The 16,387-nt window shown below is 35.8% G+C and carries 10 protein-coding genes; 8 read left to right on the top strand and 2 right to left on the bottom strand.

The genetic code is table 11. The annotated features are described in order from the left end of the window. Nucleotides 1–168 precede the first annotated feature (168 nt). From ASG22_RS01250 to ASG22_RS01260, 3 genes are all read left to right on the top strand, one after another. Nucleotides 169–1,410 carry a helix-turn-helix transcriptional regulator gene (locus tag ASG22_RS01250; RefSeq protein WP_131726131.1) on the top strand — a complete coding sequence of 414 codons (1,242 nt, stop codon included), beginning with the start codon at nt 169–171 and terminating at the stop codon, nt 1,408–1,410. A gap of 367 nt (nt 1,411–1,777) precedes the next feature. Next, on the top strand, nt 1,778–3,145 hold the full coding sequence (locus ASG22_RS01255; protein WP_055979326.1) for a T9SS type A sorting domain-containing protein: 1,368 nt from the start codon (nt 1,778–1,780) through the stop codon (nt 3,143–3,145). Between the two features lie 159 nt (nt 3,146–3,304). Continuing rightward, nucleotides 3,305–5,464, top strand: a complete 2,160-nt coding sequence (locus ASG22_RS01260) for a TonB-dependent receptor domain-containing protein (protein WP_055979330.1) — start codon at nt 3,305–3,307, stop codon at nt 5,462–5,464. 79 nt (nt 5,465–5,543) lie between these two features. Here ASG22_RS01260 and ASG22_RS01265 read toward each other — a convergent pair whose 3' ends face one another. Continuing rightward, nucleotides 5,544–6,293 carry an NUDIX hydrolase gene (locus tag ASG22_RS01265; protein WP_055979333.1) on the bottom strand — a complete coding sequence of 250 codons (750 nt, stop codon included), beginning with the start codon at nt 6,291–6,293 and terminating at the stop codon, nt 5,544–5,546. A 593-nt stretch (nt 6,294–6,886) separates the two neighbouring features. Between ASG22_RS01265 and ASG22_RS01270 the strand changes: the two genes are divergently transcribed. Continuing rightward, nucleotides 6,887–9,151, top strand: coding sequence for a TonB-dependent receptor (locus ASG22_RS01270; protein WP_055979336.1), 2,265 nt, complete (start codon nt 6,887–6,889; stop codon nt 9,149–9,151). Between the two features lie 9 nt (nt 9,152–9,160). Further along, nucleotides 9,161–11,452 carry a glycoside hydrolase family 3 protein gene (locus ASG22_RS01275; RefSeq protein ID WP_055979339.1) on the top strand — a complete coding sequence of 764 codons (2,292 nt, stop codon included), beginning with the start codon at nt 9,161–9,163 and terminating at the stop codon, nt 11,450–11,452. Between the two features lie 64 nt (nt 11,453–11,516). On the opposite strand, the gene ASG22_RS20945 is transcribed toward ASG22_RS01275, so the two are convergent. Next, entirely contained in the window at nt 11,517–11,660 is a 144-nt protein-coding gene (locus ASG22_RS20945) for a hypothetical protein (RefSeq protein WP_157844697.1), read from the bottom strand. A gap of 113 nt (nt 11,661–11,773) precedes the next feature. Here ASG22_RS20945 and ASG22_RS01280 point away from each other — a divergent pair, with 113 nt between their 5' ends. The 3 genes from ASG22_RS01280 to ASG22_RS01290 are packed head-to-tail and all read left to right on the top strand — an operon-like array spanning nt 11,774 to nt 16,167. Next, complete coding sequence (locus ASG22_RS01280; RefSeq protein WP_055979342.1) at nt 11,774–12,652, top strand: alpha/beta hydrolase; 879 nt, start codon at nt 11,774–11,776, stop codon at nt 12,650–12,652. Nucleotides 12,653–12,666: 14 nt separating this feature from the next. Next, entirely contained in the window at nt 12,667–13,698 is a 1,032-nt protein-coding gene (locus ASG22_RS01285) for a nucleoside hydrolase (protein ID WP_055979346.1), read from the top strand. 12 nt (nt 13,699–13,710) lie between these two features. After that, the gene (locus tag ASG22_RS01290; protein ID WP_055979349.1) at nt 13,711–16,167 is read left to right on the top strand and encodes a glycoside hydrolase family 3 C-terminal domain-containing protein; all 2,457 of its coding nucleotides are present in this window, start codon (nt 13,711–13,713) and stop codon (nt 16,165–16,167) included. The last annotated feature ends 220 nt before the right edge of the window (nt 16,168–16,387 follow it).

Genomic DNA, 16,387 nt, shown 5'->3' on the forward strand with positions numbered 1-16,387 from the left:
ATGATTGAAAATTCTACCCGATTTTTATTTTTTTTCAGCTTAATTATAAGTTCAATAGTATTTTCTCAATCAAAAAAAAACCTTGAGGGATTTAAAAGCAGGGTTAACGCTAATTCTCAACTTTTCAATACAGATATTAACAAAGCATATCTTCAAATCAATCAACTTTTGAGAGAATCCAGGATTTTAAAAGATTCTCTATCTGAAATGAAGCTTTTGGATAAAAAATGTCGGTATTTCTATTATAAAAATCTTACCGACAGCTTAATTATTTCCTCAGAAAAGCTTCAGGACATAGGCAAAGAATACAATAATGCATATTACGAGGCAATGGGAAATGTTTATATTGCTGAAACATATTCGGTGAATAAATTTTATGATAAAGCTATTTTCCATTTAAATAATGCTTATACGATTCTCCAAAAAGACAAATCAAAAAGTAAGAAAATTTTCTATGCAAAAGCTAATGTTCTGAGTAGTTTTGCAAATGTTTATGTAGATAAAAATGAACCTAAAAATGCCACAAAAAAAATTCTTGAAGAAATAAAAAGTGGCAGCGAATTGAAAAATCAAAGAGAATTTGCCAATTTTCAGTACCTGAATTATTCTAACATATCCAATATTTACTCATTATACAATATAGATTCGGCGTATTATTATGCTCAACAGTCAATCAATATCAAGCCTTCGGATATTTCTGATGACAAAGCGATGATTGATAATTATACGGTAATCGGTCAATATTACCAGAAGCGAAAGGATTTTAAAAATTCGATTGATAATTTTCATAAAGCCTTAAAAACTATTAAAATAACAGGTATTGAACTCAATATCAATCATATCAACACCTATTTAAAAGAAATATACACTGAAACGAATCAAAAAGACAGCGCAGAATATTATGCAAATAAGATCGAGCAATATGAGCTTAAAGTGCTTCAAAGCAAATATAATTCGCTGCAACAGGTTATTGAGAAAGGTGAAAAAGAACAAAGCAAATCATCTTATAAAAATCTTTTGATCTGGATAATTTCTCTCTGTTTAATTACAGGTGTATCGGTATTTATCTTCTTCAGGTTTAAAAAGAAAAAGATTGTAGAAGTTAATAAAAATCTGAATGAGATGTACAACCATCTGATTGATCTTTTGCAAAAAAATGACCCTGGATTTATGTTTGCCTTTGAAAATATCTTCCCTGATTTTTCCGAAAATCTTTTGAAAAAACATCCGGAATTGCAACAATCGGAAATCGAATTTTGCGCTCTTTTGAAATTAAAATTAACAACAAAAGAAATTGCAAAATATACCTTTATTGAAACTCGCACCGTTCAGAATAAGAAATACAGATTGAGAAAAAAGTTTGAAATTCCCCAATCTGTAGATATCTATCAGTGGATAGACAACTTATAAAATTCGTCATTTATTCATTTTTATTTCAACAGAATAATTTATAATAATTAAAAAATACTGCTTTTAATTATCAATTTATCAATTCTAAATTTCGCTGAGATTTAGAATTAATTCTGATTAATTCTCTTCTAAAGATTCCGAAATATTTTCAAAAAATTATATAATTCACAAAAATTACATTTAAATACACTAAAAAGTATGTAATGAGTATCTAATTTTTTAAGAAATTTTATTCAAAAGTAGAGTTATGTTAATCCAACGTATAAATTTGCTGATAATTCTTTTCCGATAGAATACCACCCGACATCACAATATATCAGATTAAAAATTCGTAAAAAAAGTTCAATATTTTAAAATCCCCTTTATTATGAGAAAAAACTCTTTTTTTAATTTTAGAAAAACTCTTTTGGTTTGTGGAGTTGGTCTGAATATGTTTATGAATGCCCAACAGTGGGACGTTGTAGGATCTACAGATATTGTTTCAGCAGGAAATTCAAGTTATAACAATTTAGTTATTGATGCATCTGGAAATTATTATCTTTCTTATTATGATGTTTCAGTAGCAAAAGGATCAGTACAAAAATTCGACGGAAGTTCATGGTCATATCTTGGAGGTTCTCCAGGAATAACTACCGGAACAGCTCTTTATAATTCTTTATGCATCGATGGGCAGGGAAGACTTTATTACAGCAATCAGGCAGGTTATCCGGCAACCGGATTGGAGGTTAAAAGATTCTCATCCGGAGCTTGGGCTGCATTACCCAATGCAACAAATGCTGCAGTAAACTATCAGGCAACAGCCATTTCCCCTTCCAATACTCTTTTTGCGTACAGCTCAGATGGAGCAGGTACAGTAAGAAGGTTTTCTAACGGTGGGTGGGAGCAGGTAGGAAATGTGGGATTTGCCGGTGGATCTACTTTTGCAGAAATGGTCATTGGTTCAGATAATAACATCTATGTCTGTCAGATTGCGAGTGGCGTAAAGGTCTACAGAATTAGTGCCACTGCATCAAGTACAGATTCCTGGACATTACTTGGAGGAATGGCTGTAGGCAACGGATACAGTTCAGATAACTCTTTTTCAGACATCGCTTTAGACAGCAATAATATACCGTATGTTCTCTATGTTTCCAGTACTGCAGAAGGAAGAAAACTCAATGTAAAGAAATTCGATGGAACCTCATGGATTCAGGTAGGGGCAGCTAACTTTTCTGATACTATGGTAAATCATACAGCAATTACCGTTTCACCAGACGGTACACCTTATGTTGTAGCAAGTATTTGGGACAGCTCAAATGCCAACCACACAAAAAATTCGGTATATAAATTTAATTCAGGAACATCTAGCTGGGCAAAATTTGGTGGTGATATGGTTTCAGACGGTACTGCAACCTATAGTGATTTAGCATTTGACCCTGTTAATAACTATTTAGTATTAGCATATACTCAAAACGGAACTCATATTAAGAGAATTTCTACGGCTGTTTTATCTACGAATGAGGTAAAAACCACTGACAGTTTTTCAGTCTATCCAAATCCTACCAACGGAATAGCTTTCATTAAAAATGAAGAAAAAATAAAATTAGCTGAAGTTACAAATTCTGTAGGACAGATTATAAAAACAAGATTTTCAGATCAGCAAATTGATCTTAACGGAGTTCCAAACGGTGTATATTTTGTGAAAGTTCAGTTTGAAAACGGAAAAACAATCACTAAAAAGGTGGTTAAAAAATAAAAAATTTCATACTTAATAAATTTGGATCGAAAACGTGGGACCTGTATTACAGTGTCTTGCGTTTTCTTTTTTTTAGCTAAAATAAAACTTTTAAATATTTTCACTTTTGATGTAACAAATATTCTCATGTAAGTGTCTTATAGCTAAAACCATTACTTCATGAAAATTATTTTCGTACCAATCGCCCTGATCATAAGCACTGCGGCTTTTGCACAAACACAAAATGATACCATCAAACCCAAAGAAAAAGAAATTGAAGCGGTAACCCTTGTTGCACGAAAACCAACTGTAGAATCCAAGGTCGACCGTACTGTTTTCAATGTTTCCAACAGCTCAATTTTAGCAGGAAATACCACTTGGGACGTATTGAGAATGACGCCTTTGTTAAGTATTGATAACAACGACGCAATTAAGGCAGAAGGAGAATCGGTTACCGTTTACATCAATGATAGAAAAACAGTTTTCACCGGTAAAGAATTAAAAGAATATTTAAAGACTATTCCTGCTGATAATCTAATGAAGATCGAGGTAATTACAAGTCCGTCTTCACGTTATGAGGCAACAGGATCGGTTATTAATATTGTTTTGAAGAAGCGTGATGATGAAGGATTAAAAGGAAGTGTAACCTTCAATAACAGACAAAATACCAAAAATTCACAATACACGAATTTAAATTTAAATTATCATAAGAAAAATTTTACTCAAACATTAATCGGAAGTTATAGTGACAACACTAATGTCCAAAGAAGTTCCAGTTTGTACACTTGGTATCAGGATAATGAGACCAATAATATTGACAATTACTTAATAAGCAGAAGCAAAAGCCCTTCCCTTTCTTCAACCTCAGAATTTGAACTCAACAGCAAAAATACAGTAGGTGTTATTTTAGAATATTACCAAAGTAATTCTACTTCAAATTCCGAAGCCAGCAGATTAGACTATATTAATAATGTATTCAAAAGTTCTTCTGAACAAAATCAAAATTCCACCGGACTCAATCGTAATTTAGGAACTAATTTTTTCTATAAATGGTATGATAAAGAAAAGAATAAAATTCTGGATGTAAACTTGGGTACAAATTATTACGGACAATCTGAAGACAGCTATTTTGTTAACAATATCACTTCAAGTACAGATTCAGAAACAAAAGATTTAGGAATTCTTTCAGATAACGAAAACCGAAATTATTTTATCAAAGTTGATTATACACAGCCTTTAGGAAAATCCGGTGCTACTTTTGAAGTAGGTGGAAAAATGAGTTTTAACAACAATGTAGTTCCTAATAATTTGTATGGCGAAATACTTCCCGGGCTAAGTGCGCATGATATTTTCCATTATGAGGATAATATTAACTCTTTATATGCAAATTATAGCAGAACTTTCTTTAAGAAATTAGAGACAAGAGTCGGGCTCCGTTATGAATATATTGATTATAAAATGCGTCAGGATGTTGCCGGAGCATCAAGAAAAGATTCATATGGTACTTTCCTGCCGAATCTTTTATTAAAATACACATTTTCAGATAAATATGACTTAAGTTTAACCTATAACAAAAATATCTGGAGACCTTGGTATGCAGAATTCAATCCTTTTATGACTCCAAACACCGACGGAATTTATACCCGTGGAAATATGGATCTGGAGCCAAATCCAAGCCACAGAGTTTACATGAAATTGGGAATTTTAAAGAAATATTTTCTTTCAGCAAGATATTCATTTACCGATCAGGATTACTGGACAGATTATTTAAAGGGGGAAGTCGGTAACGAAACAGTTCCAATCAGTCAGGAATCTAATTTTAAAGGAAAAGTACATAAATACTATCTTTATGCAAATACCAACCAGACATTTTTTAAAAATAAGTTTACGGTAAATGTTGGTTTAGGATGGTATTATATTGATAATAGTGATTTCAACAAACAAAATGGTTTAGAAAACAACTTCTACATCAGTTATTTAAGTGCTTCTACTAACCTTTCTTATAATAATCTTTTCAATAAAAATATTAATATAAGTGCGTGGGTTGAAGTTTCTAATCAGAATAACGGAAACTCTACTACCAATAAACCGAATATATTTCACAATATTTCTGCGACCAAAATATTCCCGAAAACTCAGATGGAAGTCAGCTTACAACTGATGAATATTTTCCAGCGACCAAATTATGATGCAACTTCATACGTCCAGGGAGGATACGTTAGAAGTACTTCCAAATGGGATTGGTACGGTGCCTCCATCTCTTTTGTGAAACGATTTGGAAACCAGAAGGTAAAAGAAAATACCAAAACCGATGTTGAAAAAAGCGGCGGCGGAAAATAAAAACTAATAACCTTCAATATAAAATAAAAATACCTTCTGCACAGAAGGTATTTTTATTATCAAGACTGCACTACTCTATTTACCAGCTGGTTAAGCCATTTTCAAGAGCTTTCAGGTAATTTTCTTCGTCAAAAGAATATAAATCAGGGGCTTTATGAGCGCCTCCTGTTCTTCTTTCATCCAATTTTTTAAGAATTCCAAGATTTTTTATTTTTCTGTAAAAATTTCCCCGGTTTAATTCTTTTCCTAAAATAACTTCGTACAGTTTTTGTAGTTCTGAAAGTGTAAATTTTTCCGGTAAAAGATTGTATCCTATAGGTTTATGAGAAATTTTTTCTCTTAATGTCAGCAAAGCTTTTTCAACAATTTCACGATGATCCATCGCCATTTCGATTTCAGGAAGTTTACTCAGATAAATCCATTCACATGTTTCACTGAATTCATCAGCAGTCAGACTAAATCTGTCAGGATTGTACAATGCATAAAATCCGATGGTGATAAATCTCTGCTTATGAAAAAGCGTCTCATCGAAATCTTCAAAATAAAATTCGCTTCTGTTTTTCTTTCCAAAAACTCCAAATTCTTCAAGATAAACATCGGTAATTCCCGCTCTGTCTCTTACAATTCTTACAACTGCATCATCAAGATCTTCATCCTTACGAACATATCCACCGGGTAAAAACCACTGTTTCCGGTAGTTCATTTTTAGAAGAAGAACTTTGAGCTCGTTCTGATCAAAACCAAAAATTACAGGATCTGCCGACAAATGAGGAATAAAAATTTCTTTTGCTTCATTTGATCGTTGTAAAATTAATTCTTTTGAATCCATTTGTTGTTTGAAAAAGTATATTAAATACAAATCTAACAATAAAATTTTTGTATCAGCAGAAATGTGGCATCTTGAGACCTTTTTTGGGGATTTTTTAAGATGATTTTTATCATTGTTTCGTATAGAATCAATAATTAAATTTCATAATAATAAAAATTATACATTTGATTATCAGTTAATTAAATTCAATATTAACTTTTATTAATATTTTTCTTGGTAGATTAATGAAGATAATGTACTATTGTAATGCTTCGCATTGAAGCAATGATAACACAAGCTTTTGATCAGAGAATTATTCGATAAATTACTTCTTCAAAAAGTAATAGTAACTGAAAATGATAAAATTAATTCAGTTAAAAATATTGCTCGAAACAAATTATGCGAGTTTCCGCAATATAAATGTTGTGAAGGTACAAATGCTGATGAAAGCCGGCTAAAATAAATCAATCCGGTGCTGATATTTTACAAAGTTCATCCCAATGAAAATTTGGATGCAGGATATTTTTATGTCTTTATTTTAAACAGAGAAAAAGAATTAAAACATTCAAAACCAGTAAATTAAAACAATAATTAGAAACTATACGAACTAAGAAATGAAAAAATCAACTTTAAAAATCTCAGCATTAGGGCTTTTGCTTTCTTTCGCAACAGCCTTTGGACAGGAGAAAACTGATACATTAGCTGTAAAAAATGCCATAACCGCAGCAAAAACGGAAGAAGGTGTAAAAACTGTGACAACTTCATCCAAAGAAGATAACAACAGAAACGTAATGTTGAACGCAGCTAATAACACAAGTCCGAGAGACGTGAATATCGGTTTGCCGTCAACAGTTGGAGGAATTACGATCCTTGAAAACGACCTTCCTGCAGTATATTTTTTCTGGCCTGAACTTCCCAACAAAACATGGAGACAAAGTGTAGGTTTAGAAAAAACAGGACTTCTGAAAATGGATCAGCTTGCCAATACAATGGGAGACCTTGGTTTTGCGGTAAATTCTTATTCTCAGACAGGAACTAAAGATTTCAAATTAAAAGGAAAATTAACAACAAGTACTTTCGGCTGGTTGCAGGGCGATGTAAATGCTTCAGGACCGATTTCTAAAAACGGCTGGACGTACACCGTTGGCGCTTTTGCAAACTATGATCCAAGTACCTATAAATTAGGTTTTGCCAGAAACGCCGATGAAACTAAGATTTTCAGAGCAGGAATTACCAAATATTTCAATGACGATAAAGGTAAAATCTCAATTTTATACAAATACTCAGATTCTTACAGCATTACCAACTATGCGGTTTTTCAATATGGAGAAAATGGGAAAGTTACCGAGTTGGATAACTTCAAAATTGGTAGAGATTCTTACGTGGTGAATGATGGAAATATGAAGTTTAAAGACATTCTTTCCGGACAAACCTATTTTGCAAACCTTGCAGGAAATGACAACAGGTCAAGTGCACATAACATCGATGTTTTAGGAAATTATATGTTGAATAACGGTTGGAATTTCAAATTCTCTACAAGAGCGCATTTCTCAAAAGTGAAAATGGCCAACAGCATTCCTTTAAGTATTTTCAATGCAGATTCGGCGGCTGGTTACACTTTGGCTTCCAACGGTCAGGCTTATTCTGGACCAGTCGGAACGCAATTGGCAATGTACACGCCAGAAACTCCGATTACAAGTATTTCAGGACGTTTTTCACTAAACAAACAGGTTGGAAATCATAATCTTACGGTAGGTATTTTGGAGCAATATTATCACGTCGATAAATTTACTTCGAACCGTTCTTTCTTCTACCAGACTGTTGGCGCGCAACCTCAAAGATTAATTGGTCCGAATACAGATGCAGACGGTTTTTATAACTACAATGCAGGCGCAGAATACCATAGCGGAACAGAAAACAAATTATCAGTTTACGGAACAGACGAATGGAAAGTTTCTGACAATTTCAATTTGAGCTATGGTCTACATTTGAAAAATCATATTTTGGACGGAGAATATTCTCTAACACCGAGAACAATTGGTTTCAGCTTTACAGACCCAAGTCAATTTAATCAGATCAATCACAGCTTTTTCCAGATTGGAGGTAGTTTGAATGCGACTTATAACATCAGCAAAAACTTCGGAGTTATTGCCAACTTACTTTATACCGAAGAAAATAGAAGACTGGAAAGTTATTCTCAAGCCTTTGAACCAAATACCAACAAAATTAAAAGTCCGTTGGGAGCTTTAGGAATTTTCTGGAATACAGATTGGATTCAGTTAATTTCTCAGGCGACTTATCTTAAGAAAAATAACAACCTGAACAGATACAATTTGGTAAATCCTGCCAACAGTTCACAGGCGCAGACGACGACGGTTTATTACGATATTCAAACGTTGGGTTGGACGACAGATTTTGTTTTGAAACCTTTCAAAGGATTCAATTTACATTATTTGGTAACGTTCCAAAATCCGGTTTACAAGAAATTTAATTTTGACGCTTTCGGAACATCTTACAATTACAGTGATAACAATGTGCTAGGAGTTGCTAAAGTGTTAATGGAAATCGACCCAAGCTATACCATTGACAAGTGGAGATTTTGGGCAAGTTTCAGATATTTTTCAAAACAATATGCTAACCTTACAAACGCTTTATATTTTGCTCCAAGATGGGAAACTTTCGGTGGCGTGACTTATACAGTTAATAAAAATATCAATGTTGGCGCAACGGTTATCAACTTCCTGAACCAAAGAGGAGCAAGCGGAACAATCAACGGAGCCGAATTGATTACCGATGCAAGTCCATACTACGGAAGATTGTTGACGGGAACGTACATTATGCCATTAACGGGTCAGTTTTCTGTAAGCTTTAATTTCTAAAATTTAACAATGAAAAAATCAGTATTAAATATAGCCGCATTATTTTTAGGCATCACTGCTTTTTCTCAAAATATCCAAACCGTGACCAATTCCAAGGGTCCGGTTTTGGGGTATTCGGTTGATTCAGGTGTGAAAATTCTAACAATTGGTGGGAATAAATTCAAAGATTTAAACCGTAACGGAAAACTCGATAAATACGAAGACTGGAGACTTCCTGTGGACGAAAGAGCAAAAGATTTAGCTTCAAAAATGACGGTTGAGCAAATAGCAGGATTGATGTTATACAGCGGTCACCAATCAGTTCCGGCTCCTGCAGATGGCTTCAGAGCAGGGAAATACAACGGGATGTTCTACAAAGAAAGTGGTGCAAAAGCTTCTGATTTAACAGACCAGCAAAAGAAATTTTTAAAGGAAGACAATCTTCGTCATGTTTTGGTAACAACGGTTGAGTCTCCTGCAATTGCTGCTCAATGGAGCAATAATATTCAAGCTTATATTGAAGGCTTAGGTTTAGGAATTCCTGCCAATAACAGTACAGACCCAAGACATTCAGCAACCGTAACAGCCGAATTTAATGAAGGAGCAGGTGGACAGATTTCACTTTGGCCGGACGGTTTGGCAATGGGCGCAACTTTTGACCCGGAATTGGTTAAAAAGTTCGGAAACATCGCAGCTCAGGAATATAGAGCCTTGGGAATTTCAACCGCTCTTTCTCCACAAATCGATTTGGGAACAGAGCCCCGTTGGTACAGAATTGCTTATGTTTTCTCTGAAAGTCCGGAATTGACGGCAGATATGGCAAGAGGTTATATCGACGGTTTCCAGACGACAGCTGGAAATAAAAACGGTTGGGGAAATAAAAGTGTGAATGCTATGGTAAAACACTGGCCGGGAGGCGGACCTGAAGAAGGTGGTCGTGACGGTCACTGGGCGATGGGAAAATATGCGGTTTATCCCGGAAATAATTTCCAGAACCACGTGAAACCTTTTACCGAAGGTGCTTTCAAATTAAATGGCGGAACCAAAGAAGCCGCTGCGGTAATGCCGTATTATACGATTAGTTTTAACCAGGATACGAAAAACGGCGAGAACGTTGGAAACGGTTACAGCAAATATATCATCACCGATTTACTTCGTGGAAAATACAAATACGACGGTGTAGTTTGCACCGATTGGCTCATCACCGCAGACGAACCAAAATCTCCAGGCGGATTTGCAGGAAAACCTTGGGGCGCAGAAAAATTATCTATTGCAGAACGTCATTATAAAGTCTTGGAAGCTGGTGTTGACCAGTTTGGAGGAAACAATGACAAAGCACCCGTTTTGGAAGCGTATCAAATGGGAGTAAAAGAACACGGAGAGAAAGCATATCGTGCAAAATTTGAGCAATCTGCAGTTCGTTTATTGAGAAATTTCTTCAGAACAGGATTATTTGAAAATCCTTACGTTAACATTGAAGAAACTAAGAAAATTGTTGGTAATCCTGAATTTATGAAAGCAGGTTACGAAGCTCAGGTGAAATCTATCGTGATGCTGAAAAATAAAGCGAATGTTCTTCCGATTAAAGAAAGAAAAACGGTTTACATTCCGAAGAGATATTCTCCGGCAACCTTCAACTGGTGGGGAATTTACACTGCTCCATATTTAGAATATCCTGTTGATATCGAGAAAGTGAAAAAACATTTTAACGTAACGGAAAACCCTTCAAAAGCAGATTTCGCATTGGTTTTCGTGAAAAGTCCGCACAGTGAAGAAGGCGGTTACAGCGACATCGATGCAAAAGAAGGCGGAAACGGTTATGTCCCGATTTCCCTTCAATATCAAACGTACACAGCAACAGAAGCTCGTGAAAAAAGTATTGCTGCTGGCGACCCGGTTGTTGCACCCAATATTCACGACAGAACATTCAAAAACAAAACTTCTACAGCGACCAACTTTACCGATTTGTTAGCAATAGAAAATGCGTACAAAGCAATGAACGGAAAATCGGTAATCGTTTCTGTAACCGCTTCAAAACCTATGATTTTTAATGAATTTGAAAAGCACGCAGATGCGATTTTGATGAATTTCAATGTTTCAAATCAGGCTGTTGTGGATATCATTACAGGAAAATACGAACCTTCAGGATTACTTCCGCTTCAGATGCCTGCGAATATGGTAACGGTCGAAAAGCAGAAAGAAGACGTGCCGTACGATATGGAAACGCACAAAGATTCAGAAGGTCACAACTACGATTTTGGATACGGAATGAACTGGTCTGGAGTAATTAAAGATGCCAGAACTCAAAAATATCATAAATAATATTTCATCATAAATTGGTTAAATTGATGTCTTGAGACCGGATATCTTGTTCGGTTTCATTTCTTTAAAAATATTTATTTGGGCAGCTATTTCCGCCTTCCGTTCCCGCTTTTTTGTCATTGCGAAGAAACTGAGTCAATAAGTTGAACTTTTCAGCAATCGCAATAACAAAAAGAGCTTCACTCAAGTCGGGCTGCGTACGATTCAATGTTACAAACCTTGTTTTACTTATATAAGTGAAACGGCTTTGCAAACTTAAAAACGTCGAATTACATAAAAAAAACTTTGCGCTCTTTGCGTTTAAAAAAAAATAAAATCAAAATGAAAAGATTAATCATAGCAGGTTTATTTCTTGCAGGTTTAACGACCATCAACGCTCAAAAATCAATTCCATTATACAAAGGAAAAGCGCCCGGAACAGAAAGCTGGACGCAGAAAGAAGCGCAACAATTCAACGAACTTTTCAAAACAGAAGTTGTTTTCAACGTGGCACAACCTTCAATGTTAGTTTTCGAAGCCGATAAAGCAAAAGCCAACGGAACAGTTATCGTTATCGCTCCAGGAGGCGGTTTTCAAAGTTTATCCATCAACCGGGAAGGAATTGATGTTGCCAAAAAACTAGCCGAAAACGGAATCACCGCAGTCGTTTTAAAATACAGATTACTGGAAACCAAATCTAACGATCCTGCCAAAGAAATGATGGAAAACATCAAAGACAGAAAAGCGTTTGATGCGAAAACGGCACCGATTAAAGTAATGGCAGGAGACGACATCAAAACGGCAATCACCTACATCAGAACCCACGCCAAAGAATTGAATATTAATCCAGAAAGATTAGGCGTTATCGGTTTTTCTGCGGGTGCCAGTGTCATTCTGGAAAGCGTTCTTCATAGTAAAGACTTTTCAACTATTCCAAATTTTGCAGCATCCATTTATGGTGGACCAAGTGAGGAAATTTTAGATACAGAAATCCCAAAATCTTCTCTCCCATTATTCATTTGTGCAGCGAGTGACGACCAATTGAAACTCGCTCCAAAATCTGTTTTGCTGTATAACAAATGGTTGGAAGCAGGACAACCAGCCGAACTTCACCTTTACGAAAAAGGCGGTCACGGTTTCGGAATGGGAAAACAAAATCTACCGGTTGATAAATGGTCTGATGTTTATCTGGATTGGTTAAGATTCCACAAATTTTTATAGTCAAAATTTCATTTATGAAAACAATATTTGCAAGTATTTTATCCGTATTTGCTGGAACATCATTGCTTGCGCAGACGACTTCTGTGATTTCAGAAATGGACAAATACGTAAAACCCCGCTATCGTGTCATTGTTGATAACGATTTCGGCGGCGATCCCGACGGATTATTTCAACTCGTTCATCAGATTCTTTCGCCTTCCACTGAAATCAAAGGAATCATCGGTTCTCATTTAAAACCGGGCGACCCATTTGATTCTTCAAATATTACCGCTGAAAATGCGGTGAAGAAAGTTAATGAAACATTGGAAGTAATGAATCTGAAAAACAAATTCAACGTTCTACAAGGTTCCAATGACCAATTGAAAGATTTGAAAACACCAAACATTTCCGCAGGTGCAAAAGTGATTGTTGCTGAAGCAATGAAAGCTGATGAAAAAAATCCTTTATTCGTGTTTTGTGGCGCAGGTTTGACGGAAGTGGCGAGTGCTTATTTAATGGAACCAAAAATCGCCGATAAAATTATTGTCGTTTGGATTGGCGGTCCTGAATATCCAGATTTGGCAACGCCACCACCCGGTTACACGCCCTTGGAATATAATCTCGGAATCGACATCAAAGCAGCGCAGGTTGTTTTTAATGAATCGAATTTAAATATATGGCAAATCCCGAGAAATGCTTACCGACAGACTTTGATGTCTTATGCAGAACTCATAACAAAAGTAAAACCGGAAGGAAAAACCGGAGTTTATTTAACTAAAAAGATTGAAGATTTGATGGAAATGGTTCAGAAATTCAATCTGAAAATTGGTGAAACATACATTATGGGAGATTCTCCATTGGTTTTAGTAAACGCTTTACAGTCGTCATTTGAAGCTGACCCGTCTTCGAGTTCTTATGTTATCAAAAATGCGCCTAAAATCAATGATAACGGACTGTACGAATACAATCCGAAAAGCAGAAATATCAGAGTTTATACACAACTCGACACTCGACTGATGTTCGAAGATTTCTATTCAAAATTAAAATTATTCAATACTAAAAAATAAAAATATCTACATATGAAGAAGAATATATCAACATTGATAGGACTTTCTCAGAAAGCAAAATATGCAGGAATGTTCGTGGCTTTACTGGCTGCTGCACCTCTCGCAAAAGCCCAGGATAATCCTACAGTTACGGTTGGTGGAAAAACATTCAAAGACCTTAACAAAAATGGAAAATTGGATGTTTGGGAAGATACCAGAATTTCGGTTGACAAAAGAATTGAAGCCATCATCAAACAAATGACCAACGCTGAAAAAGTTGATTTGCTTATTGGAACAGGAATGCCTGGAATTGAAGTTTTGACAGGTCCTGTTGGAGATTCAAAACAAGGTTTGGTTCCCGGAGCTGCTGGAGGAACAGCAAATTTCGACCGTTTCGGAATTCCTGCGACGGTAGTTGCTGATGGACCTGCAGGTTTGAGAATAGCACCAACGAGAGATAATGATTCAAAAACATACTATGCAACAGCATTTCCGGTAGGAACAGCTTTGGCTTCGACCTGGAATAAAACGCTTTTGGAACAGGTGGGAAAAGCGATGGGAAATGAAGTGAAAGAATATGGCGTTGACGTTCTTTTAGCACCTGCATTAAACATTCAGAGAAATCCACTAAACGGTAGAAACTTCGAATATTATTCTGAAGACCCTTTGATTTCAGGGAAAACCGCTGCGGCAATCGTAAACGGAATCCAGTCTCAAGGTGTAGGAACTTCCATCAAACATTTTGCTGCGAACAATGAAGAAACCAACCGTTTGACCATCAATGCGCACGTTTCTGAAAGAGCAATGAGAGAATTATATCTTAGAAATTTCGAAATCACTGTAAAAGAATCTCAGCCTTGGACGGTAATGTCTTCTTATAATAAATTGAATGGCGTTTATACATCAGATTCCAAAGATTTGTTAACTCAGGTTTTGAGAAACGAATGGGGTTTCAAAGGCATTGTAATGACCGATTGGTTTGGAGGTTTTCCAGGATTTGAATCGATCAGAGGCGGTGGAATTTCTGATGTTGTAAAACAGATGAACGCCGGAAACGACCTTTTGATGCCGGGAATTCCAGCGCAGAAAAAAGTGTTATTGGCAGCTTTAGATTCAGGAAAATTGTCTCAGGAAGTTGCTAATCTGAATGTAAAGAGAATTTTGGGATATGTTTTCAAAACACCAACTTTTGCTCAATACAAATACAGCGACAAACCGAATCTGGTTGAGCACGCAGAAATAACAAGAAGTGCTGCTACAGAAGGAATGGTTTTACTTAAAAACGAGAAAAATGCACTGCCTTTTGCCGACAAACAGAAAGAAGTTTCGTTGTTCGGCGTGACATCTTATGCGTGGATTACAGGTGGAACAGGGAGCGGAGCTGTTAACAATAAACACACCGTTTCTTTGTTGGAAGGGCTGAATGCTGCAGGTTACAAATTAGACAAAGAGTTAGTTGATTTATACAAACCATTCGCTGAAAAAGAACAGGCTGCAGAAAAGGAAAACAGAAAGAAAAGAGGAATTTTAGCTTTGCCGGAAAGACTTCCTGAAATGAAATTAGACGATGCTTTCTACGCTAAAAAAGCGGAAACTTCTGAAATTGCTTTCGTAACTTTGGGAAGAAACTCAGGTGAAGGCGGTGACCGAGTGGTAGACAATGATTTCAATATGGCAACAGAAGAAATCGAAATGCTGGATAAAATCTCTAGGGCTTTCCACGCAAAAGGGAAGAAAGTTGTGGTCATTCTTAACATCGGTGGTGTAATCGAAACCGCTTCCTGGAAAGATAAAGCAGACGCTATCTTGTTGGCTTGGCAACCAGGTCAGGAAGGTGGACATTCCGTTGCAGATGTGATTTCCGGAAAAGTAAATCCTTCCGGAAAACTGACGATGACTTTCCCGGTGAATTATGCAGACCACGCATCAGCGAAAAATTTCCCGGGAATTCCTGCGGATAATCCGAAAGAGGTGACATATCAGGAAGGCGTTTATGTTGGATACCGTTATTTCAATACTTTTGGGGTGAAACCTTCTTACGAATTCGGTTATGGGAAATCTTACACGGATTTTGCCTATTCAAATATTAAAACCAATTCTAAAACTTTTAATAATAAATTAGAAGTTAGTGTTGAAGTTAAAAATACCGGAAAAGTTGCCGGAAAAGAAGTCGTAGAACTCTATCTTTCTGCGCCAAACCGATCCATCGACAAACCAAAATCTGAGTTGAAAGCCTACGCCAAAACAAAAGATCTGAAACCGGGAGAATCTCAAACCATTACTTTGACTTTGAATCCGAAAGATTTAGCATCTTATGAAACGGCAAAATCAGCGTGGGTTGCAGAAGCCGGGAATTATAAAGTTTCTGTTGGTGCATCATCTTTAGATATTAAGCAAACGGCAGAATTCTCTGTTCCGAAAGAATTGGTTGTTGAAAAAGTTCAGCACGTTTTTCCTGCGGATACAAAGTTTGAAGATTTAAAACCCTAAAATTTTCTTTGGTTTTAAAATTTTCAATTATAAGGTAACTGTTCGTCAATTAGAGTGATTTTTGAAACGGAGTGAAAAAAATTGTATCGAGAATGGGTAATAATACAAAAACTTTTCGATACAAAATTCTTTCAGAATTTCACTCGAATCGACGGTTTCTTAAAAAAACATTGAGAATCCAATAAATTCATTGTCTCAAATTAAGATATTATAAACAAAA

The sequence above is a fragment of the Chryseobacterium sp. Leaf405 genome (assembly GCF_001425355.1).
In the GTDB taxonomy this organism is placed as follows: domain Bacteria; phylum Bacteroidota; class Bacteroidia; order Flavobacteriales; family Weeksellaceae; genus Chryseobacterium.